General features: G+C 67.7%; 20 protein-coding genes. 9 read left to right on the top strand and 11 right to left on the bottom strand.

Annotated features, from left to right (window positions below):
- Nucleotides 1–11: 11 nt before the first annotated feature.
- Together QX132_RS30745 and QX132_RS30740 are read left to right on the top strand one after the other, a co-directional pair.
- On the top strand, nucleotides 12–1205 hold the full coding sequence (locus QX132_RS30745) for an MFS transporter (RefSeq protein WP_316163636.1): 1194 nt from the start codon (nucleotides 12–14) through the stop codon (nucleotides 1203–1205).
- Nucleotides 1192–2544 (top strand): amidase, encoded by a 1353-nt coding sequence (locus tag QX132_RS30740; protein ID WP_315812515.1) that lies wholly within the window; start codon nucleotides 1192–1194, stop codon nucleotides 2542–2544. The genes QX132_RS30745 and QX132_RS30740 overlap by 14 nt, the downstream gene beginning before the upstream one ends.
- Here the strand turns inward: QX132_RS30740 and puuE are convergent.
- The 3 genes from puuE to QX132_RS30725 all read right to left on the bottom strand — a co-directional run bounded on the left by puuE (nucleotide 2535) and on the right by QX132_RS30725 (nucleotide 5313).
- The gene (puuE, locus tag QX132_RS30735) at nucleotides 2535–3962 is read right to left on the bottom strand and encodes an allantoinase PuuE (protein ID WP_315783848.1); all 1428 of its coding nucleotides are present in this window, start codon (nucleotides 3960–3962) and stop codon (nucleotides 2535–2537) included. The two genes, QX132_RS30740 and puuE, sit on opposite strands and share 10 nt — an antisense overlap.
- Nucleotides 3963–3967: 5 nt before the next feature.
- Nucleotides 3968–4324, bottom strand: a complete 357-nt coding sequence (uraH, locus tag QX132_RS30730) for a hydroxyisourate hydrolase (RefSeq protein WP_315783850.1) — start codon at nucleotides 4322–4324, stop codon at nucleotides 3968–3970.
- A gap of 83 nt (nucleotides 4325–4407) precedes the next feature.
- Entirely contained in the window at nucleotides 4408–5313 is a 906-nt protein-coding gene (locus QX132_RS30725) for a LysR family transcriptional regulator (protein ID WP_315783852.1), read from the bottom strand.
- A gap of 131 nt (nucleotides 5314–5444) precedes the next feature.
- Between QX132_RS30725 and QX132_RS30720 the strand changes: the two genes are divergently transcribed.
- From QX132_RS30720 to QX132_RS30710, 3 genes are all read left to right on the top strand, one after another.
- Nucleotides 5445–6383, top strand: a complete 939-nt coding sequence (locus tag QX132_RS30720; protein ID WP_315783854.1) for a ring-cleaving dioxygenase — start codon at nucleotides 5445–5447, stop codon at nucleotides 6381–6383.
- A complete protein-coding gene (locus QX132_RS30715; protein ID WP_315783856.1) occupies nucleotides 6380–7012 on the top strand; it encodes an alpha/beta hydrolase in 633 nt (210 codons plus the stop codon). Before QX132_RS30720 ends, QX132_RS30715 begins: the two co-directional genes overlap by 4 nt.
- Nucleotides 7013–7124: 112 nt before the next feature.
- Entirely contained in the window at nucleotides 7125–8330 is a 1206-nt protein-coding gene (locus tag QX132_RS30710) for an amidohydrolase family protein (RefSeq protein ID WP_316163635.1), read from the top strand.
- Between the two features lie 7 nt (nucleotides 8331–8337).
- Here QX132_RS30710 and QX132_RS30705 read toward each other — a convergent pair whose 3' ends face one another.
- The 4 genes from QX132_RS30705 to QX132_RS30690 all read right to left on the bottom strand — a co-directional run bounded on the left by QX132_RS30705 (nucleotide 8338) and on the right by QX132_RS30690 (nucleotide 13684).
- Nucleotides 8338–9570, bottom strand: a complete 1233-nt coding sequence (locus QX132_RS30705) for a carboxylate-amine ligase (protein ID WP_316163634.1) — start codon at nucleotides 9568–9570, stop codon at nucleotides 8338–8340.
- Between the two features lie 20 nt (nucleotides 9571–9590).
- Complete coding sequence (locus tag QX132_RS30700) at nucleotides 9591–11363, bottom strand: N-acetylglutaminylglutamine amidotransferase (RefSeq protein ID WP_316163633.1); 1773 nt, start codon at nucleotides 11361–11363, stop codon at nucleotides 9591–9593.
- Between the two features lie 25 nt (nucleotides 11364–11388).
- Nucleotides 11389–12216, bottom strand: coding sequence for a class II glutamine amidotransferase (locus tag QX132_RS30695; protein WP_315783864.1), 828 nt, complete (start codon nucleotides 12214–12216; stop codon nucleotides 11389–11391).
- Between the two features lie 586 nt (nucleotides 12217–12802).
- The gene (locus QX132_RS30690; RefSeq protein ID WP_315734888.1) at nucleotides 12803–13684 is read right to left on the bottom strand and encodes a LysR family transcriptional regulator; all 882 of its coding nucleotides are present in this window, start codon (nucleotides 13682–13684) and stop codon (nucleotides 12803–12805) included.
- Between the two features lie 109 nt (nucleotides 13685–13793).
- Here QX132_RS30690 and QX132_RS30685 point away from each other — a divergent pair, with 109 nt between their 5' ends.
- Nucleotides 13794–14213, top strand: coding sequence for a CidA/LrgA family protein (locus tag QX132_RS30685; protein ID WP_316163632.1), 420 nt, complete (start codon nucleotides 13794–13796; stop codon nucleotides 14211–14213).
- Entirely contained in the window at nucleotides 14188–14898 is a 711-nt protein-coding gene (locus QX132_RS30680) for an LrgB family protein (RefSeq protein WP_315775576.1), read from the top strand. The genes QX132_RS30685 and QX132_RS30680 overlap by 26 nt, the downstream gene beginning before the upstream one ends.
- Before the next feature lie 11 nt (nucleotides 14899–14909).
- On the opposite strand, the gene QX132_RS30675 is transcribed toward QX132_RS30680, so the two are convergent.
- The 4 genes from QX132_RS30675 to QX132_RS30660 form a co-directional block, all read right to left on the bottom strand.
- Nucleotides 14910–15734, bottom strand: coding sequence for a type 1 glutamine amidotransferase (locus QX132_RS30675; protein WP_316163631.1), 825 nt, complete (start codon nucleotides 15732–15734; stop codon nucleotides 14910–14912).
- A 23-nt stretch (nucleotides 15735–15757) separates the two neighbouring features.
- Nucleotides 15758–16588, bottom strand: a complete 831-nt coding sequence (locus tag QX132_RS30670; protein ID WP_315812580.1) for a hypothetical protein — start codon at nucleotides 16586–16588, stop codon at nucleotides 15758–15760.
- Between the two features lie 131 nt (nucleotides 16589–16719).
- Nucleotides 16720–17184, bottom strand: a complete 465-nt coding sequence (locus tag QX132_RS30665; protein WP_315783868.1) for a hypothetical protein — start codon at nucleotides 17182–17184, stop codon at nucleotides 16720–16722.
- A 148-nt stretch (nucleotides 17185–17332) separates the two neighbouring features.
- Nucleotides 17333–18025 carry an HAD-IA family hydrolase gene (locus tag QX132_RS30660; RefSeq protein WP_316163630.1) on the bottom strand — a complete coding sequence of 231 codons (693 nt, stop codon included), beginning with the start codon at nucleotides 18023–18025 and terminating at the stop codon, nucleotides 17333–17335.
- A 106-nt stretch (nucleotides 18026–18131) separates the two neighbouring features.
- Here QX132_RS30660 and QX132_RS30655 point away from each other — a divergent pair, with 106 nt between their 5' ends.
- On the top strand, nucleotides 18132–18806 hold the full coding sequence (locus tag QX132_RS30655; protein ID WP_315797146.1) for a hypothetical protein: 675 nt from the start codon (nucleotides 18132–18134) through the stop codon (nucleotides 18804–18806).
- A gap of 132 nt (nucleotides 18807–18938) precedes the next feature.
- A complete protein-coding gene (locus tag QX132_RS30650; RefSeq protein ID WP_316163629.1) occupies nucleotides 18939–20963 on the top strand; it encodes a YgiQ family radical SAM protein in 2025 nt (674 codons plus the stop codon).
- The last annotated feature ends 648 nt before the right edge of the window (nucleotides 20964–21611 follow it).

Here is a 21611-nt window from a genome sequence, read left to right as displayed (position 1 = left end):
GTTGTCGCGGCATGATAGCCGCGAAGCAAGCGTCAGCACCAGCGGCGCCGCTGTGGCCTGCGGTCGCTGCGATGACCGCGCTGCAGGCCCTGGTGTCGCTGGCGCTATTCGCGCCGGGCGTCGTCGCGCCGCGCGCCGGCCTCGGCATCGAGCAGCTGTCGCTGTTTTCCACCGCGGCCTTCACCATCAGCCTCGTCTCCTCGTTCTGGGGCGGCACGCTGGTCCAACGCGTCGGCTCGCTGCGCGTCGCAGCGCTGTGCGCGGTCGCCGTCTGCGCCGGCATGTCGCTGGCCCTGTTCGAGGGTGGATGGGCCCTGCTCGGCGCCGGGCTGATGCTGGGGCTCGCGGTCGGACCGGAGACACCGGCAAGCTCAGCGCTGCTCGGACGTCTCGTGCCGGCCGAGAAGCGCGCGATGGTGTTTTCGATCCGGCAGACCGGCAGCCAGATCGGCGCGGTGGTCGGCTCGCTGCTGCTGCCGCCGATCGCCGTGCTGCTGGCACCGAGCTCCGCCTATGCCGCCGTGATCGTCTGCGCCGCCATCGCCTTCGCCGGCTTCGAGCGTCTGCGGCCGGCCTATGCGATCACGCCGCCGGCCATGCCGCGGCTCGGCCTGTTCGATCGATTGCGACTGATCAGCGCCGACCGCCGCATGGCCGCGCTCGCGGTCGCCTCGATTCCGTTCAGTGGCATGCAGGTCATCCTCAACACCTGCTTCGTCAGCTTCGGCACGGCGGAGCTCGGGCTCAGCCATGTCGAGGCCGGCTGGGTGCTGGCCTCGGCGCAAGGCGCCGGTCTGATGGGACGGCTGGGCTGGGGCGTGGTCGCGACACGCCTGCGCTCGGCGCGGACCGTGCTGGTGATGGCAGGCGTCGGCATGGCGGTCTGCGCGCTGCTGCTCGGTCTCTGCGGGCCGCTGCTGAGCCGGTCGATCCTGGTCCTGCTCACGATCGTGTTCGGGCTGACGGCGAGCGGCTGGAACGGCGTGTTCATCGCCGAGATCGCCAATCTCGCCAAGCCCGGACGCGTCGCCGAGGCGACAGGTGCGGTGCTCACCGCCTCGTTTCTCGGCCTCGTCGCCGCGCCGCTGCTCGTCGCCTTGCTGACGCCCCGCGTGGGACTCGGCGGCAGCTTCGTCGCACTCGGATTGACGGCGGCCGCGGGCGCGGCCGTGCTGCTGATGGAGCGATCCCATGCGCGCAAGTGACATCGCACGCGCCGTCATGGCGCGGCAAAGCACCGCCAGAGAGATCGCCGAGCAGGCGCTGGCGCGCATCGCCGCGGCCCGTGACCTCAACGCCGTCGTCACGACAGATCCGGCGCGAACGCGCGCCGAGGCCGATGCCGTCGATGCGCGCGTGGCCGCCGGCGAAGCAATGCCGCTCGCCGGCGTGCCGATCGTGGTCAAGGACAATATCTGGGTCGGCGGCTGGCGCATCACGCAGGGCTCGCGGCTGTTCGCTGATTTCATCGCGCCCGAGGATGCGATCGCGATCGCGCGGCTGCGCCGCGCTGGCGCCGTGATCGTTGGCGTCGGCGCAACCTCCGAGTTCGCCTGCAAGGGCGTGACGACCTCGCAGCTGTTCGGACCGACTGTTCATCCGCAGGACCGGCAGCTCACGCCCGGCGGCTCGTCGGGCGGTCCCGCCGTTGCGGTGGCGGCTGGGCTCGTGCCGCTCGCGATCGGCACCGATGCCGGCGGCTCGAGCCGCCGGCCGCCGGCCCATGTCGGCGTGGTCGGCTTCAAGCCGTCGTTCGGTGCCATTCCCTACGGGCCGGGATTCCCCGAGCCATTCTGGCGCATCTCGGTGATTGCGCCAATTGCGGCCGATGTCGGCGATGCTAGGCTTGCGTTCGAGATCATGGCCGGCGCCGAGCCGCGCGATCCTGATACGTTCGATGTGGCCGCGGCGGATCATGCAACGCCGCTGCGCGTGGCGTTCTCGCCGCGGCTCGGGCTGGACGTCGCGGTCGATGGCGACATCAGCGCTGGCCTGCAGCGGGCGGTCGACCGCCTCCGCGCCGGCGGCATGCCGATTGTCGACAAGGATCCCGTCTGGCCGGCGGGCCTTGCCGAGGACGCGGTGATGCCGCTCCAGCATGCCGGGCTGGCCGCGCTCTACGGCGACGCCTTCCACAATGATCCGGCGCAATTCGATCCAGATATCGCCAAGCAGATCGAGCGCGGGCTCGGCCTGAGCGGCGCCGATGTCGCGCGTGCGCTCGAGGCAAGCGCGCAGATCGCGCGGGCCTTCGCAAGCTTCTTCACGCAGGCCGACGTGCTGCTGGCGCCGACCGTGCCCTGCGTCGCCTGGCCATTCACGCAGCTCGGCCCATCCAAGATCGGCGGCAAGCCGGTGAGCCCGCGCGCGCATGCGGTGTTCACGCCTTACGCCAATCACGCCGGCGTGCCGGCGATCTCGATCCCCTGCGGCACCAACGTTCACGGACTGCCATTCGGTCTGCAACTCATCGCGGCCCGCGGCCGCGACCGCCTGCTGCTCGATGTCGCTGCCGACGCAGAGCGGATCCTCGCTCAGTCCTGATCGAACTTCTTCGCCAGCCGGGCCCGGGTGATGTGACCGATCTGGTCGATGGCGTTGGCGATCTCGGTGTCCGGGTCGTTGCCGATGCGACGCTCCATCTCGGCGATGACCGAGGGGCGGTCGGCGTGCAGCGCCAGAGCGACGATCAGCGGCATGCCGAACTTGTCGCGATAGCGGCGGTTGATGTCGGCGACGCGCTCGAACTCGGAGCGCGACAGCGAGGTGAAGCCGAGCCGACCCTGCTCGCCGATCGAGTCGTTCGTCATCTCACCCGCCAGCGCCTCGCGGCCGGCGAGCTCCGGATGGGCGCGGATCAGCTTCAGCTTCTCGTCGCGGCTCATGGTGCGGACGACGTTCATGAGCGTCGTATGCAGCGCGTCGGCCGCGTCGTCAAAGGCGGTGAGGCCGGCGCGATAGGCGCGGTCGGCGATTTCAGGCGAATGCTCGAAGATGTCGCCATAGCGCTCGACGAACAGCACGCGTGACATCTGCGACGGCCGCCACGCGCCGGCCGGCGGATGCGTCCGGATCCAGTGCCGGGCGATGTCGAGCCGGGTCGCGACCCAGACCTTGTCATGACCCGTGATGTAGTCGAGGAAGCGCGCCAGCGCGGCCGCGCGCCCGGGACGGCCGACCAGGCGGCAATGCAGCCCGACCGACATCATGCGCGGGCTCTCCGCACCCTCTGCGTAGAGCGTATCGAAACTGTCCTTCAGATAGGCGAAGAACTGGTCGCCGGAATTGAAGCCCTGCGGGGTGGCGAAGCGCATGTCGTTGGCATCGAGCGTATAGGGCACGATCAGTTGCGGGCCGTGCGGCCCCGCGATCCAGTACGGCAATTCGTCGGCATAGGAATCGGCGCTGTAGACGAAGCCCTGCTCATTCAACACGATGTCGAGCGTGCGCTCCGACGTGCGGCCCTGGTAGAAGCCGAGCGGCCGCTCGCCCGTCAGCTCGGTATGGAGCCGGATCGCTTCCCCGATATCGGCGCGCTCGTCGGCCTCGGGGACATCGCGATAGTCGATCCATTTCAGGCCGTGGGAGGCGATCTCCCAGCCGGCTTCCTTCATCGCAGCCACGGCGTCCGGATTGCGTGCCATCGCGGTGGCGATTGCAAATACCGTGACCGGCAGCTTGCGCGCGGTGAACATCCGCCACAGCCGCCAGAAGCCGGCGCGCGAGCCGAACTCGTAGATCGACTCCATATTCATGTGGCGCTGGCCCGGCCAGGGCTGGGCGCCGACGATCTCGGACAGGAAGGCTTCGGAGGCGGCGTCACCGTGGAGGATGTTGTTCTCGCCGCCCTCCTCGTAGTTGATCACGAACTGCACGGCGACGCGGGCATCGCCCGGCCAGCGCGGATGCGGCGGCGTGCGGCCGTAGCCGACCATATCGCGGGGATAGACGTCAGCACTCATCCGGCTCAGCTCCCGCGATAGGTCTGGTAGCTCCAGGGCGTCGCGAGCAGCGGCACATGGTAGTGCGCGCCAGCATCGGCGACGGAAAAGCGGAGCGGGATCAGATCGAGAAACAGCGGATCGCCCGAGGCGAGGCCGTGGGTCCTGAAATAGGCGCCCATATGGAAGGTCAGCATGTAGGTGCCGGTGGCGAAGTCATCGTCCGCCAGCATCGGCTGGTCGGTGCGCCCGTCGGCATTGCTCCGGACCTGCTTGACGCGGCGCCAAGAGCCGTCCGGTTCGAGGACATCGAGATCGATCGCGACGCCGGCCGCGGGCTTGCCCCTGACCGTATCCAGAATATGCGTGCTCAGCCGCCCCATGCATCGTTACCTCTCTGCTGCCGGCTCGGAACACTATCAGCGCCCGGTTAAAGGTTCGAGGCGATTTGCGGTTCAGTTGCAGCCTACGGTCTGGTCACGTCGCGCTCCTTGCCGAAGCGCTCGACCAGGAAGTCGATGAACAGCCGCACCTTCACCGAGAGGTGCCGCGTCGGCGGATAGATCGCATAGAGCGCGAGCGGCGGCGCGGCGTAATCGGCGAGGATCGCGGTCAGCGCGCCGCTCTCGAGCGCGTCCGCCGCGATGAAGCGCGGGATCAGCGCAATGCCCTGTCCCTTGATGGCGACGTCGCGCAGCACCTCGGCATTGTTGACGCACAACGACCACGCCGGCTGGACCCAGTGGTCGCCGTCGCGGCCGGTGAGCTTCCACTGATTGCCGGTCAGCAGGAAACCGTAGGTGAGAGAGGTGTGGCGACGCAGCTCCTCCGGGCTGCCAGGCGTGCCGTGCCGCGCGAGATAGGCCGGCGCGGCGCAGATCACGCGCTCCACCGGCATGATCCGCCGCGCCACCAGGCTCGACGATTCCAGCTCGGCGATCCGCAACGTCACGTCGAAGCCGTCCTGCACGGGATCCAGCAGATCGTCGCTCAGCACGATCTGCAACTGCAGCTCGGGATAGCGGGCCATGAAATCGGCGACGACGGGACCGAGCCGCATGGTGCCGAACGACATCGGCGCGTTGACGCGCAAGAGCCCGCGCGGCGCGGCCTGCGACTGACTGACGGCCTGATCGGCGGCGTCGAGCTCCGCGAGGATCGAGACCGCGCGCTCGAAATAGAGCTGGCCGGTCTCGGTCGGGCTGGCATGGCGCGTGGTGCGGACGATCAACTGGACGCCGAGGCTCGCCTCCAGCTCGCCGATATATTTCGAGATCGCCGAGCGCGACAGCCGCAGCTGCCGGCCGGCCTCGGCGAAGCTGCCGCTCTCGACCACCTTCACGAAGGCCCGCAGGCTGCTCAGCTTGTCCATAGGGCCGCCATTGTCGCCAAATCGTAGACAGAGACGTCACAAGAGCACGGATTGTCTCCAAATCAAAGCGAGCCAATATTGCGCCCAGGAATTCAACGGCCCTTTCGGGGGTCCATCGACAGGAGACCCATATGCCCGGACTGCACCACGTGACTGCGATTGCCGGCGATCCGATCCGCAATTTCGGCTTCTACACCCGCGACCTCGGCCTGCGCTTCGTCAAGAAGACAGTCAATTTCGACGATCCCGGCACCTATCATTTCTACTACGGCGATGAGACCGGCCGCCCCGGCACCATCCTGACCTTCTTCCCCTGGGCCGGCGTGCGGCCGGGCCGCCGCGGCGTCGGCGAGACCCACCAGACCGCGTTCCGGGTGCCGCAGCGCTCCCTTAGCTACTGGACGCAGCGCCTCACCGAGAGGGGCATCGCCTATGAGGCGCTGGAGAAGCGCTTTGGTGAATCCGTGCTGCCGTTCACCGATCCGGACGGCATGGCGCTGGCGCTGGTCGGCGTCCCCGGCGCGGAGAACGAGCCCGGCTACAGCAACGGCGACATCCCGGCGGAGCACGCGATCCGCGGCTTCCACGGCGTGACCCTGCTGCTCGACTCCGCGGAGAGGACTGCCGCCGTGCTGACCGACGTGTTCGGCTTCGAAGAGACGGGCCGCGAAGGCTCGGTGATCCGCTTCAAGGCGCCCGGCGACGCCGAGGGCAGCGTGGTCGACATCTACGAGGCCAGGGGCTTTCTGCGTGGCGCGCAGGGCGCCGGGTCGGTGCATCACATCGCCTTCCGCGCCGCCGATGACGCCGCACAGGGCGTGATGGCACAGCGGCTGGTCGATCGTCACGGCCTGCATCCGACCGAGCAGAAGGACCGCAACTACTTCCGCTCGATCTACTTCCGCGAGCCGGGCGGCGTGCTGTTCGAGATCGCAACCGATATCCCGGGCTTCGCGGTCGACGAGCCGGTCGCCGAGCTCGGACGAAACCTCAAGCTGCCCGCTTTCCTCGAATCGCACCGCAAGCAGATCGAAGGCGTGCTGCCCAATCTCGAGGAGGCCGCATCGTGACCGAGGCATTGTCCTTCACCCACCGCTTCCAGCCCGGACACACGCTGGGAGCAGCCCCGCTGCTGCTCCTGCACGGCACCGGCGGCGACGAGAACGATCTGCTGCCGCTCGGCGCTACGCTGTCGCCCGGCGCCGCCCTGCTGTCGCCACGCGGCCAAGTGCTCGAGCATGGCATGCCGCGCTTCTTCCGCCGGCTTGCCGAGGGCGTGTTCGACGAGGACGACGTCCGCCGGCGCGCTCTGGAGCTCGGCGCCTTCATCGACGCGGCGCGGCAGCACTACGGGATCGGAGCGCCGCTCGCGGTCGGCTACTCCAACGGCGCCAACATCGCCGCCGCGCTGCTGCTACTGCAGCCGGAAGCGCTGACCGGTGCAGTGCTGTTCCGCGCCATGGTGCCGCTGGCGCATCCTCCGGCCGCCAGGCTCGCGCGCCGGCCGGTGCTGATGCTGTCCGGGCTCGCTGATCCGATCGTGCCCGCCAGCAATTCGGCGAAGCTGTGCACGCAGCTCACCGAGGCCGGCGCCGACGTGACCCACACGACGCTTCCGGCGGGGCACCAGTTGTCGCAGGCGGATGTGACGCTAGCGCGCGACTGGCTCGCCGGACTGCCGCAGGCGATCGCCGCCTGAAGACGCTTGCGGCTGTCGCGGCTCCTGGCCAAGAATGTGGTCTCATCGGCACCAGCATCGGGCCGCCCCTCCGGCGGCTCCGATGCTGGCGGATAGATGGGAAGGATTGTGCATGGCCGTCGACAAGCTGTTCATCAATGCGCGGCTCGACCGCGGTGCGCGCCATACGATCGCGGTCGACGGCGGCCGCATCAGCGGGCTTCTCGCTGAGACCGAGCGCCCTGGGGCGCGCGAGGTGATCGATCTCGGCGGCGCGCTGGTCGTGCCCGGCTTCGTCGAGGGCCACATCCATCTCGACACCAGCTTCTACGGCGATGCCTGGAAGCCGCACAAGCCCTGCACCAACGGCTTCGACGTGCATGAGCGCGTCACGTTCCAGGCGCAGAACATGGCCGCGGCTGCACCAATGGACGTGCGCGCCCGCAACCAGCTCGATCTCTGTATCGGCCACGGCACGACACGGATGCGCAGCCACGTGATGGTGGACGGCTCCGTCGGCCTCACATCGCTGGAAACGATCCTGCGCGTCCGCGACGAGTATCGCGAGCTGATCGAGATCCAGCTCGTCGCCTTTCCGCAGAGCGGCATCCTCAAGAGCCCGGGCACACCCGAGCTGCTCGACGAGGCCATCAGGCTCGGCGCCAACCTCGTCGGCGGGCTCGATCCCGCCAGCTTCGACCGCGACGTCGAAAGGCATCTCGACGTCGTGTTCGGCACAGCCCACAAGCACGGCGTCGATGTCGATATCCATCTGCACGATCCGGGCATGCTCGGCCTGTTCGAGCTGGAGCAGATCGCGGCGCGCACGCGCGCTCTCGGCATGCAGGGCCACGTCGCGGTCAGCCACGCCTATGCGCTCGGCGACCTGCCTGCTGACGCGCTGAAGAAGATTGCCGACGTCCTGGCGGCGTCTGGCGTTGCCATCATGACCAACGCGCCGGGCGCGCGGCCCTTCCCGCCGGTGGCGCTGCTGCGTGCGGCGGGGGTCACCGTGTTCAGCGGCAACGACAACATCCGCGACTCCTGGTGGCCCTATGGCGACGGCGATCTGTTGAACCGCGCCATGATGGTCGGCTATCGTTCCGGCTTCTATGTCGATGACGAGTTGCGGATGGCCTTTGACCTCGTCACCGAGGCCGGCGCCAAGGCCTTGAGGCTTGCGGACTACGGCCTGCGCGTCGGCGCGCGGGCCGACTTTGTCACCCTCGATGCCGAGCACGTGCCGGAGGCCGTCGTCGCCGTGCCAAAGGGCCGCTCAGTCTACAAGGACGGCCGCCTCATCGCGCGCGACGGCCATGTGATCAGGCAGCCGACCTAGGCCCGCGTCATTGTGCCGGCTCGACCGGCGCCTGTGAGCGCGGCGGCTCGGCGCGCGACACCGTCGCGGCCTCGATCCAACGGGTCACGGCCGGCAACTGTCCGCCGGACTCGCGATAGGCCTGCAGCTGATAGTCGGCCGAGCTGCCGAACTGCATGATGATGCGGCAGTGCTCGACCTCGGCGAGACATCCCATAGCCTCCGCATGCGGTGCGACATCCGCGATCATGCGGTTGAGGATCTCCTGGCCCGTCACGGGACCGTCCTCGGTCACGAACAGACAGTCGGTGCCATAGCGCTGCGCCCGCCACTTGTTCTCGACCGCGATCGCGCGCTCGACATTGCCGACGGTCTCCGCAAGATCGGGATTGAGATAGAGGTAGCGTGCCAAAGCGCGATAGAGCGAGGCAATCGCCACGGCGTCATCCACCGACGTGCAGACGTCGGGCGCACGCAACTCCAAGGTCGGATGCCGCAGCGACGGCCGCATCGCCCACCAGACATGACTCTCGTCCGGCATCACGCCGGACTTCGTCAGCGCCGCGACATAGCGATCATATTGCTGCTTCGAGGTGAAAAGCTCGGGCAGGCCGCTGCGCGGCAGCTCGTCATAGGCGGCGAGCCGATAGCCCTTCAGGCCGGTCTCGCGGGAATTCCAGAACGGCGAGGACGCAGATAGCGCGACGAACACCGGGATATGCGGGATCATCGCCCGCATGACCGCGAACCGCCGCTCGGGGTCCGGCAGTTGGACGTGCACGTGCATGCCGCACAGCATGTTGCGCTGGCCGACGATGCGGAGGTCCTCCATCATCTCCGCGTAGCGCGGCTTGGGGCTCGGTTGCGAGCTGCGCCACCTCGCGGTCGGATGCGTGGAGCAGGCCAGGATCGTCAGGCCATACTGACTCGCCACGCTGGCAACCTCGCGCCGCAGGAATTTCATCTCCTCGCGCGCGTCGCCGACATCGACATGCACGTTGGTGGCGACCTCGAGCTGCGCCTGCAGCATCTCGCGCATGGCCTGTCCGCCGGTCGACCAGTTGGCGGCCTCGAACAGATCGTCCGGCGTCTGGATCGCGACATCGTGCGTCTGCGCGTCGACGAGAAAGTACTCCTCCTCGATGCCGAACGAATATTCCGTGACTTCCTCGCTGCCGGTGGCCGAGCGGATCACCAGACGACGCTCGTCATCGCTCAGGCCGAGCCGCAGCTTCTCCAAGATGCGTGGATCCAATCCCATGTGATCAATCCTGTCAGACGTCAAATGCCGTGCGTCTGCAGCCATGCCTCGAGCAGGGCCGCCTGCCACAGCCGCGAATGTCCCTTGGGGCTCATCTCGGCTTCGGGGTTTTGCAACATGTGGTCGATAAAGTCGCGCTGGTAGAGGCCGCGTGCGCGCGCCTTCTCGTCGTTGAGAACGTCGCGGACATAGTCGAGGAACGGGCCGCGCAGATAGCGCAGCGACGGCACCGGAAAGTATCCCTTGGGACGGTCGATCACCTCCGCCGGCACGCAGCGGCGTGCCGCCTCCTTGAGAATGTGCTTGCCGCCGTTCTTCACCTTCAGCTCGGCGGGCATGCGCGCGGCGAGCTCCACCACGTCGTGATCGAGGAACGGCACGCGGGCCTCCAGCCCGAACGCCATCGTCATGTTGTCGACCCGCTTCACGGGATCGTCGACCAGCATGATCTCGGCATCGATCTGCAGCACCTTGTCCGCCGCCGAGGCGCCGGCATGATCTCCGAAGAAGCGCTCCACGAATGCCAGGCTCACGTCGTCGCCGAGCAACTCCGGCGCCAGCAGCCGCTGCAGATCCGAATGCGTCCAGTCGAAATATGCATTCTGATATTGCTGAACGGGATCGTTGGCCGAGAGGAAGCCTGGATACCAGCTGTAGCCACCGAACACCTCGTCGGCGCCCTGCCCGCTCTGCACCACCTTGACGCGCTTGGCGACCTCCGACGACAAGAGATGGAACGCGACCGCGTCGTGGCTGACCATCGGCTCAGACATGGCGGCGATGGCATGGGGCAAGGCGTCGAGCGCGCGGTTGCCGCCGATCCTGATCTGCTCGTGGTTGGTGCCGAACGTCCGTGCGATGATGTCGGAGTAGCGGAATTCATCGCCGGTGTGCTTGCCCACCGCGTCGAAGCCGATCGAGAAGGTGCGGATGTCCTCGTGTCCCAGCTTGGACAGCAGCGCGACCAGCAGCGACGAATCCAGCCCGCCCGACAACAGCACACCGACGGGCACGTCAGCGACACGGCGACGGTCCACCGCCGATGTCATCGCGTCCAGCAATGCATCCGACCATTCTTCCTGACTCATGGCGCGATCGGATGGACGCGGCGCGCCGACGCTGAACTGCCAGTAGCGTTCGCGGCGCTGCGCTCCATCGGGCTCGATCGTCAGCAACGTCGCCGGCTCGAGCTTCTTCACGCCATTGAGGATCGTACGCGGCGCCGGAACGGCGGCGTGAAAGCTGAAGAAATGATGCAGCGCCGTTCGGTCGATCGAGGTGTCGACATCACCACCGGCGAGCAGCGCCGGCAGGGACGAGGCAAAGCGGAGGAAGCCCGGCCCCTCGGTGTAGTACAGCGGCTTGATGCCGAGACGGTCGCGCGCGATCACGACGCGCCCGCTGTCGCGCTCCCACAGCGCGAAGGCGAACATGCCCTTGAAGCGCTGAACACAGGTCTTGCCCCAGGCATGATAGGCCTTGAGGATCACCTCGGTATCGCCGTCGGAGAAGAAGCGATAGCCCTTCGCCTGCAGCTCGGCGCGCAGCTCGCGGAAATTATAGATGCACCCATTGAACACGATGCCGAGGCCGAGCGCGGCATCGATCATCGGCTGCTGCGCGGCGGCTGATAGATCGAGAATGCTGAGACGACGGTGGCCGAGCGCGATTCCGCCCTGCACGTAGAGGCCGGCGGCGTCGGGACCGCGCGCCTGCATCGCATCGTTGACTCGGCCGAGCGCCGCGAGCGCGGGCTGTCCGGAAGTCCTGACTTCACCACAAATGCCGCACATCGCGGATCATCCAGTTTCTGTTGTGTTATGTGCCGCCGACAACCCTCTGTGATCGTTTGCGTTCCGCGACGAAACCGGCAGAGTCCGAGGCAAATAGCGGAACGATTTCGGCGGGTCTGGACGCGCGCGCGACCAGCACGTGATCGGGCGGAACCTCGATCCAGTCCGGCTCCTTGTCAAAAGGCTCGGAGACGGCGATCACTTGATCGCCATCTTCCCGGTAGTAGAGCGAGTTGGCGCGATCATTCTCAGCGAAGCGAAACGCGTAGAGATCGTGGCCGTTCGACAGGGCGGACGTGAAGCGCAGATGCTCACGCAGGCCGTCCTCGTTGACCAGCTGGCGGAGCGCGCGTAGCACGTTCGATGTCGCACCGATCGGGTCCTGATCGATGCCGGCGCCGACGATGGCGAGGAACACGGCTTCGGAATCGGTGGTGCCGAGCCGCGAAGGATACAGCGCGTCCGGAATCATAGCCTCGATCTTGCGGCGCAGCCTGTTCCAGCACCCGACGAAGCCGTTGTGCATGAACAGCCAGCGGCCGCAGGCAAACGGATGGCAGTTCTGACGGGTCACGGCCGTGCCGGTCGCGGCGCGCACATGCGCGAAGAACAGATGTGAATGCAGGTGCCGGCACAGATAGCGGAGATTCTCATCGGACCACGCCGGACGTGTCTCGCGATACAGGCCGGGCTCGGGATGATCGCCGTACCAACCGAGACCGAAACCATCGCCATTTGTGCCTGCGGTGGATTCCAGCGCGCGGATGCTCTGCGTCACCAGCGAGTGTTCCGGCTCGGTCACATAGTGCTCGAAGGCGGTCGTCTCACCGCGGTACGCGATCCAGCGGCACATCCTTGCCCTCCGGTTCAATCAATGAGCGCGCGGCACGCCTGCGCGTGTCACGTTCTTTCGGAGCAGGCGGAAACGCGTCAAAGCACCCCTGGTTCCCGCGCACTCAGTCACGCACGGGACGTCAGCCTGTGGGACTGGGATTGGCGTCGCCCGGCTCCGGCAACATGCCAGTGCCGGGAGTCTTGTCCTTGTCGGTCAGGTCGGGCCGCGCATGTGGGCCAGCCGAAGGCATGCTTTCCGGGCCTGGCCGCTTCGCCGCCGGAGCATCCGCGTCGCGCAGCTCCCTGCGATCTCGCGATTTGCGATCTGGGTGCTCGTGATCTTCCTCACTCATCGATTGTCCTCTCGCGCAGATCAACGAGTCAGCGCGCGAAGGCAACCTTCGTCAGCTCTTGCCGTTCCCGTCCGCACGTCCGAGATCGCCTCTCCGGGCTCCGCTTTCGCGTCGTTGCGACAGGTGCTCGATCATTGCGAGTTGTGCGTAGAGCTCAGGTCCTCGCCAATCGTCATGGCGACACCGTCATGGCGACACCGACCGTCTCGCCGCACGTTCCTCGCAGATGAAGCGACATCGCCGCACTCGTGCTCACGCCTCGCCGCGCTCGCGCACCAACCGGAGCCACGCCGCCGCGGCCGGCGACAGATAGGCGCCACGACGCCAGGCCATCGCCAACGTCCATTCGGTGCCGGGCTCGTCGAGCAGGACGAGACTGATCGGCACCTGCGTGCGCTGGGTCGCGATCATGCGCGGCAGGAAGGCGACCCCGAGACCGGCGCCGGCGAGCTCGGCAATGAAATCGATCTGCGTGCTGCGTGCAGCCACCACCGGCTCGAAGCCATTGCGGCGGCAGGCCTCGCGGAGAATACGATTGAGCGCGAAGCCGGCTTCGAACAGCACGAACGGCGTGTCGCGCAGCTCGGCGAGCGTGATCGTTTTGCGGCGGGCCAGCGAATGATTGACAGAGACGAGCGCCATCAGCGGCTCGCGGCGCACGATCTGCGCGGCAAACTCATCGGCGATGGGCGGCAGCAGGCCGGCAAAATCGATATCGCCTGCAGCCAGCAATTCGCTGAGCCGGTCGCTGCCGTGCTCCACCAGCCGGATCTCGATCTCCGGATAAAGCTGGCGGTAGAGCGCGAACAACGGCGCGAACAGCGTGCTCGACCCGATCGGCGGCAGGCCGAGGCGCAGCACGCCGCGCTTCAGGCCGCGCAGTTCGGCGAGCTCTGCCTGCAGGTCGTCACGCTCCGCCAGCAGCCGGATCGCGCGGCGATAGACGATCTCGCCGGCCGCGGTCATGCGGCTCTTGTGGCCGAGCCGGTCCAGAAGGGGTAGGCCGAGCTCGTCCTCGAGCTGCTTGACGGCCTTGCTGACGGTCGACTGGGTCGCAAACACCACCTTGGCAGCCTGCGAGAAGCCGCCTTGGCGGACGACCTCGACGAAGGTCCTGAGGGTTCGAAGTTCCATAATCAGGCTCAGTATTCGATTTTCGACTTGATATCATTCATTCAATTCGCTTTCTACATGTTGCGATGCGGCATACCTTGATCGCGCAATCACTTACGGACGCCGCCACATGGTGCATCGCAGCATTTCCATTGGGGTTCATCGCCTGCTCCGCCGCAACCGGCTGGTGCAGATCGGTCTGCTCGGCCTGTTCTGGGCTGCCGGCGAGGCGCTGGCCCGGGCGACCGGCCTGCCGCTGCCAGGCGGCATCATCGGAATGGCGCTGGCGCTCACTCTGGTCCTGGCAGGCGGATTGAAGGTCGCCAGCATCAAGCGCGGCGCAAATTGGATGCTGGCCGAGATGCTGTTGTTCTTCGTGCCGGCGGTGCTGGCGCTGCTCGACCATCGCGAGCTGTTCAGCCTGCTCGGCCTGAAGATCTTCGCCTTGATCGTCGTCAGCACCACCGCCGTGATGTGCGTGACTGCGCTCACCGTCGACCTCTGCTACCGTTGGACCGAGCGTCATGACCCTCGCCGCGCTGTGGCGTGAGCCGCTGATCCAGGCGGCGGTCTGGTCGCTCGCGACGATCCTGCTCTATCTGCTGGCGAAGCGCGTGCACCGACGCTGGCCGCGCTGGTGGCTGATGCCGCTCGCGGTGGCGCCCGCGCTGCTGATGATCGCGGCGCTCGCGCTCAACGTCTCCTATCGCGACTACATCCGCGGCACGCATTGGCTGGTGGCGCTGCTCGGCCCGGCCACCGTCGCCTTCGCCGTGCCGATCTATGAGCAACGCGCGCTGATCCGCCGCCGCTGGCCGCTGCTGTTGGCCGGCATGGTCGCGGGCAGCCTCACCGCCGTGGCGACCAGTTGGGCACTGGCCTATGTCCTCGGCATCGATGGCGAGCTGCGTCTGAGCCTGTTGCCGCGCTCGATGAGCACGCCGTTCGCGATGGAAGTCTCAGGCGAGATCGGCGGCATCCCCGATCTCACCGCCGTGTTCGTCGTGCTCACCGGCATCATCGGCGCCGCCGTCGGCGACGTCGTGCTGGCGCGGCTGCCGCTGCGCTCGACGCTCGCCAGAGGCGCGCTGTTCGGCGTCGGCGCGCATGGTGCGGGCACCGCGCGCGCCCACCAGATCGGGCGCGAGGAAGGCGCGATCGCCGGCCTCGTGATGGTGCTGGTCGGGCTGATGAACGTGGCGCTGGCGCCGCTCATCATTCAGTTCATGCGGTAGCGTTCTCAGCGTCACGCGAGCGAGGCGATCCAGTTGCTGATCTCGGCCTGCCGGACCCCGTCATTCGCGACGTCCTGGTCGAGCCCGAGCCGCCACAGAATGTCGCGCCGGGCGCGGTCGTGATGCAGGGTGGCGAGATCGGCTGCGTAGCGCTCGAGCTCCGCCGGATCGACGAAGAAGCCCTCCTCGACCAGCGGCTGGCCGATGCGGCGAATCACCCAGGCAACGTCCTGCAGGCTGAATTCCGGATGATATTGGACGCCCCAGAACCGGCCGTGGCCGCTGCGGATCTCCGCGGCCTGCACCTCGCTCATGGCATTGTGCGCGGTGACCGTCGCATCCGGCGGCAGCCGGGTGACGATGTCGCTGTGGATCGCCGGTGCATCGAACACGGCGCCCCGCGCCGCATGCATCGGGTGATCGCGGCCCGCATCCGTCAGCGCGATCTTGCGCGCAAAGCCGACCTCGCGGCCGGCCGGATTGCGCGACACCTCGCCGCCGGCCGCCACGGTTGCGAGCTGGAGTCCCCAGCATGAGCCGAACATCGGCACGCCCCGCGCGAAGATCGTCCGCACCAGCTCGATCTGGCGCAGCGCTTCCGGCTCGCCCTGATAGATGTTGAGCGCTGATCCCGTGATGACGATGCCCTGATAGGCCTCGATCGGCTGCGGCAGGCGCGCATCGGCATCAGCGGGCGTGGCGATGTCGATCGCCGCGTCCGGCGCCAGCGCGCGCAGCACGGCCGCGTAGCTCTCCGACGGCGTGGCGCCGGCGACCTCGGCCCAGCGGCGCCGGCCGTCCAGCGAGTTGCCTTCGAGCACGAGCAGTCTCAGCACTCGTCAATCCTCCGCCCGCCCGATCAGGGCTCCAGCACGCCGCGCAGGAATCGAGCGCTCCGCTCGCGCACCTCCGGCCGGTTCAGGATCGTGTGCACGTCGGCATCGATCACCATCACCTCCGCCTTCGCATCGTCCTTGAGCGCGGCGGCGCAGGATCCGGTGACGGGGCGGTCCTTGTTCCAGGGATTGGCAGCCGAGAAATACGGATCGCGCGCCGAGATCGCGTTCAGCACCGGCTCCTTTGGGCCGATGCCGAGCCTGGGCGCGGTGACGAAGTAGTTGTCCTCGCACGACCACGAATAGATCAGCCGCGCCGCCACATCCTTGCCGGCGTAGCGGCCGACCGCCACCGCGCCCTCGCTGGTGCCTGCCAGCACGATCCGCAGCCGGTCCACCCAGCTCCAATCGCGCGACGCCTTCAGCGCGTTCTCCAGTTCGGCCAGCCGCAAGGCGTGGACGCGCTCATAGATCGCGACGTCGACCGGCGAGGCGTAGGTCAGCCGGTCGGGAATCGCGAGGCTGTCGGGCGCCACCGACGCCACGCCGAGCTCATCGGCGAGCCAGGCCTGGAACTCCTTCACCGCCGGCGCGACGCCGCTCGACCCGTGCATCACGATCACGAGCGGCGCGATCCCGATTACGTCGGGCGCGTCCTCCGCATGCCCCTCCCAGCGCCGTCCGCCGACGAGCGCCGCCGGCAACACCACATGGGCCAGGCTCCAGGTCAGCGCGAGATTCGCCGACGACGGCTCCAGCACCGTGCCCCTGGTCTCGCCGGGCGTGTCGGCCGCGAGGCAAGCGGTCACGAGCAGCAGGGCGGCAGCCACCGACAGGACACGCGCCACGAACATGATCGATCCGTCCTCCTGCGAGGCGAGCACAGCGAGCCTGGCGCGCACCGTCCGTTTCAATCACGGCATCGGGCTGCGGACAAGCAAGGTGCGACGGACAGAGCATGCAGGGCACGCATGCGGTGACGCGATCAGCGCGCGCGCAGCCGCCGGCGCTGGGCGCGTGGCGTGTCCATCGACCGGACGTGATGGCGGGGCGTGGCCGCAGCGCAGAAGATCGCATTGGGCGCGGCGGCCGGCACGGCGGCGGCCTCGCGCGCTCCTCCGCAGCCGCCGACGACGCGAAGCCGCGGCACAACCGGCGACATGTCCCGCAAGCTCTCCTGCCGTACGCTCCCATCGCTCGGGATCTCCACGGGAGAGAGAGCCAGCAGCGTCGCCCGCAAGCCGCGAAGGATGGCGGCCATTGCGCGCAACGGCCGCGCCCAGCGAAACCGCCGGGCCGACCGCTTGGCGCGGCCCTCGGCGCGCTTGGCTCGCCCGGCTCCGCTGCCGCGCCGGCCGCGCTGACTGGACGCGGATCCCTCTTCATCGACCTGCAGCATCGGCCGGAACGACAGTTCCGAGGGACCAGCCGCGATCAACAACTTGCGCATGCGTCTCACCTTGATCTCGTGACGGCCAACCCGACGGCCGCGTTCGTCGAGACCATCGCGCAAGGACGGTGACCGCAAGCTGTTGCCCGATGTCAGCGACATGTCAGCTCCGCCGCCGGCGGTATCGTCGCCGGAAGCGGGTCATGGCTCACATTCTCTCTCCCAGCCGCGCCATCACCAGATCGAGCACGTCGGCCTCGTCGAACGCCGCCGCAGTGAGCGCCGCGCCCGCCGCGATCAGTTCGTCGTGACCGAGGTTGGTGCGCATGCCGACGGTGGCGATGCCGGCCGCCGTCGCCGCCGCGATGCCGGCGCGGGAATCCTCGAAGGCGACCGACCTTTCCGGCACGGCATCGATCGCACGCAGGCCTTCCAGATAGGGCAGCGGGTGCGGCTTGCCGTGCGGCAACTCGTCGCCGATGATCACGGCGCGAAACCGGTCCATCAGCCCGAGCCCGTGCAGGATCAGCTCGGCATTGGCCCGCGGCGCGTTGGTCACGGCCACCATCGGGATCGCCGCCGCCGCGGCCCGATCGAGCAGCGCCGTCAGGCCCGGCAGCGGCTGCACCGCGCCGGCGGCGAGGCTGCGAAACACCTCCTCCTTCTGCGCCATGACCGCCGCGCGCCGTTCGGGCGCCTCATCCGGCAGAAATTGGGCGGAGATCGACAAATTGGATCGGCCGAGCAGTTCGCGTGCCGCCCGCGCGCGGTCGAACACGTGGCCATACGGCCCAAACACCGCGTTGAAGGCCTGCAGATGCAGCGCATCGGTGTCGGCGAGCGTGCCGTCGATGTCGAACAGCAAAGCCCGCCCCTTATTGATAACGCCTCGCATCAGCAAATTGACCTCAACTCATCCGGATGTTGACGCGATCTGATCCAACTCTCGACCATTCCGCCTGTCGTTATTCCCCAAACGGCGTGAAACCGCGACGGGGGAAATTGCGATGATCGGCCAGTTGAGCGCATTGCCTGTTTTGACTTCGTCGAGGCTCGGAGCGGTCGCCGCGCTGGTCTCCGTCATCTGCATTGCCGCGCCCGGCGCCGCGCAGGCCGGATCCGCCAACGGCGACTTGGTCAACGGCCAGTACTGCAACGATCTCTGCAAGGCCTATATGGCCTGGTCCAACCGCATGCTGGCCGTCACCCAGCCGGCGTCCTATTCGCGGCCTCAAGTGCGGGTCGCGGTGCCGCAGAGCATGACGCCCAAGAAAATGGACAAGGCCGAGAAGCCGGACCGGATGGCGCAGCACGGACCGAAGCCGCATCGGCCGGCCAACCTGAACTCCTTCGCCCAGCTGCCCTCCGGCAGCCAGGCCGCGCAGTCTTCGATGGAGCCGCCGCCGAGCGACCTCGCCGCGTCCGACGCGCCGGCGACAGGTCGGCTGTTCGCCGCCGACCCGCTGCCCCACTCCGCCATCGCCGACATGCGCCGCGCGACCGACGCCGCCGGCCTGCGGCTGGTGTCGATGACCGAGCCCGTCACGGTCGGCGAGGCCGGCGGCAGCCCGCGCTCGAAGATGCCCTCGATCTGGATCATGCTCGCCGCAGCCGCGCTGCTGGCCTATTTCGGCCACGGCTGGCTCAAGCGCCGCAACGGCGCGTCGCATCACCTCAACTGAGACGGCAGGAACTGCGACGTCAGATCGCCCGCGCAACGCCGCGGGAACCATTCCGGACAAATTGACCACCTGCCCTCGTCTGCGACCGGGGCTTCGGTTGAACTCGCAGCGCCGCGGCTCTATGCGTGGGCGATGAACATCGCCCTCACCGCCCCACCGCTGAGTTCCTGGCCGCGCCATCGCGCGGACCTGAAGCCTGCGCCGTTCCTGCCGATGAGCCGCAAGGAGATGGACGCGCTCGGCTGGGACGCGTGCGACATCGTGCTGGTGACCGGCGACGCCTATGTCGACCATCCCTCGTTCGGCATGGCGATCATCGGCCGGCTGCTCGAGGCCCAGGGCTTTCGCGTCGGCATCATCTCGCAGCCCGACTGGCACTCCGCCGAGCCGTTCAAGGCGCTCGGTAGGCCGCGCGTGTTCTTCGGCGTCACCGGCGGCAACATGGACTCCATGGTCAACCGCTACACCGCCGACCGCCGCATCCGCAGCGACGACGCCTATACGCCCAATGGCGAAGGCGGCAGGCGGCCGGACCGCTGCACGCTGGTCTATGCGCAGCGCTGCCGCGAGGCGTTCAAGGACGTGCCGGTCGTGCTCGGCGGCATCGAGGCGTCGCTGCGCCGCATCGCGCATTACGACTACTGGTCCGACAAGGTTCGCCGCTCGGTGCTGGCCGACGCAAAGGCCGACATCCTGATCTACGGCAATGCCGAACGCGCCGTGATCGAGGTCGCGCACCGGATCGCCGGCGGCGAAGCGCCGAAGGACATCCAGTCGGTGCGCGGCACCGCGCTGTTCCGGAAAGTGCCCGAGGGCTTTGTCGAGCTGTATGCCGACGATCTCGACTCCGCCGACGAAGGCGCTGCGCGCGAGAAGGGCGACGTCGTGGTCCGGCTGCCGTCCTGCGAGCAGGTCGAGGCCGACAAGGAAGCCTATGCCCGCGCCTCGCGCGTGCTGCACCGAGAGAGCAATCCGGGCAATGCGCGTCCCCTGGTGCAGCGTCATGGCGACCGCGACCTCTGGCTCAACCCGCCGCCGATCCCGCTGACCATGGCGGAGATGGATAGCGTCTACGATCTGCCCTATGCCCGCGCGCCGCATCCGTCCTATGGCGACGCCAAGATCCCGGCCTGGGACATGATCAAGTTCTCGGTGACGATCATGCGCGGCTGCTTCGGCGGCTGCACCTTCTGCTCGATCACCGAGCATGAGGGCCGCATCATCCAGAGCCGTTCGGAAGGCTCGATCCTGCAGGAAATCGAGCGCATCAGGGACAAGACGCCGGGCTTCACCGGCGTGATCTCCGACATCGGCGGCCCGACCGCCAACATGTACCGGATGGCCTGCAAGGACCCCAAGGTCGAAGCCGCCTGCCGCCGGCCGAGCTGCGTGTTTCCGGAGATCTGTCCGAACCTCAACACCTCGCATGACGATCTCATCCGGCTCTATCGCAAGGTGCGCGAGGTCAAGGGCATCAAGCGCGTGATGGTCGCCTCCGGCGTGCGCTACGATCTCGCGGTCGAGAGCCCGGCCTACATCAAGGAGCTGGTCACGCATCACGTCGGCGGCTATCTGAAGATCGCGCCGGAGCATACCGAGCGCGGCCCGCTCGACAAGATGATGAAGCCGGGCATCGGCAGCTATGACCGCTTCAAGCAGATGTTCGACGCCGCCGCCAAGGAGGCCGGCAAGAAGTACTACCTGATCCCGTATTTCATCGCCGCCCATCCCGGCACGTCAGACGAGGACATGATGAACCTCGCGCTGTGGCTCAAGCGCAACCGCTACCGCGCCGATCAGGTCCAGACCTTCCTGCCGTCGCCGATGGCCACGGCGACCGCGATGTACCACACCGGCGTCAACCCGCTGCGCGGCGTGCGTCACGGCGGTAGTGACAAGGTCGAAGCCATCAAGGGCCTGCGGCAGCGAAGGCTGCACAAGGCATTCCTGCGCTATCACGACCCCGACAATTGGCCGGTGCTGCGCGATGCGCTCAGGGCGATGGGCCGCGCCGATCTGATCGGCTCGCGTCCCGAGCAATTGGTCCCCGCGCATCAGCCGCCGGGCACCGGCAAGGCCGCAACGACACGGCGGCCGGTGCGCCCGGAGCAGCGACCGCAGCGTTTCACGACGAAGGGTGTGCGGATCAGGAAGTAGTCCGCGCTGGACGACCTCCGATCTCGGCGTCAAGGGCAAGCCCGCGCCCCACACTCCCCCGTCGTCCCGGACGAGCGCGCATCGCGCGCGAAGATCCGGGATCCATAACCACAGGGAGACGTGTTGGGCACATCCTGAGCCGCCAGCGTGCCTCACACATCCGCCGGTGGTGATGGGTCCCGGCTCAAGGCCGGGACGACACTGAGTGTGTCGCATGGCCGTTCCACCTCACAGGCGTGATGAGCATCGCGAGCGCGACGTATCCACGCCCACGCACCACATCCACTACACGATTTTTCCAAACAGCACGCCGCAGCCCCGCGGCGCAGATCGCGCCCAGGTCATGCTGCCGACATCGCCCTCGAGAAACGAGAGGGCGCGGGGAAGACCGGACCTCGACTGAGGTCCGTGGCTCGCCTGCGGAAAAAAATGCAGGCGGCAGGTACCACGGTTCAGCCGGACGACCCGGCCTTCCCCGCGCGCTGGTTTTAACGGCTGCTTCGCGATCTCCCTGGGGACCGGGCTGTCTTGCCCCCATCACCGGCGAGATGCTCGTGGCATCATCAACCGGCTTGACCTCAGCATCGGGAGGCCAGGAGTAGAGTCGAGGAAGAGCGCGGTGGCTTGAGCGTTTGCAACTGCCCCGTT

The sequence above is a fragment of the Bradyrhizobium sp. SZCCHNRI20481 genome (assembly GCF_032485055.1).
Classification (GTDB): Bacteria; Pseudomonadota; Alphaproteobacteria; order Rhizobiales; family Xanthobacteraceae; genus Bradyrhizobium.
The sequence above is the reverse complement of the archived record's forward strand: the minus strand, read 5'-3'. Positions and strand labels throughout refer to the sequence as shown.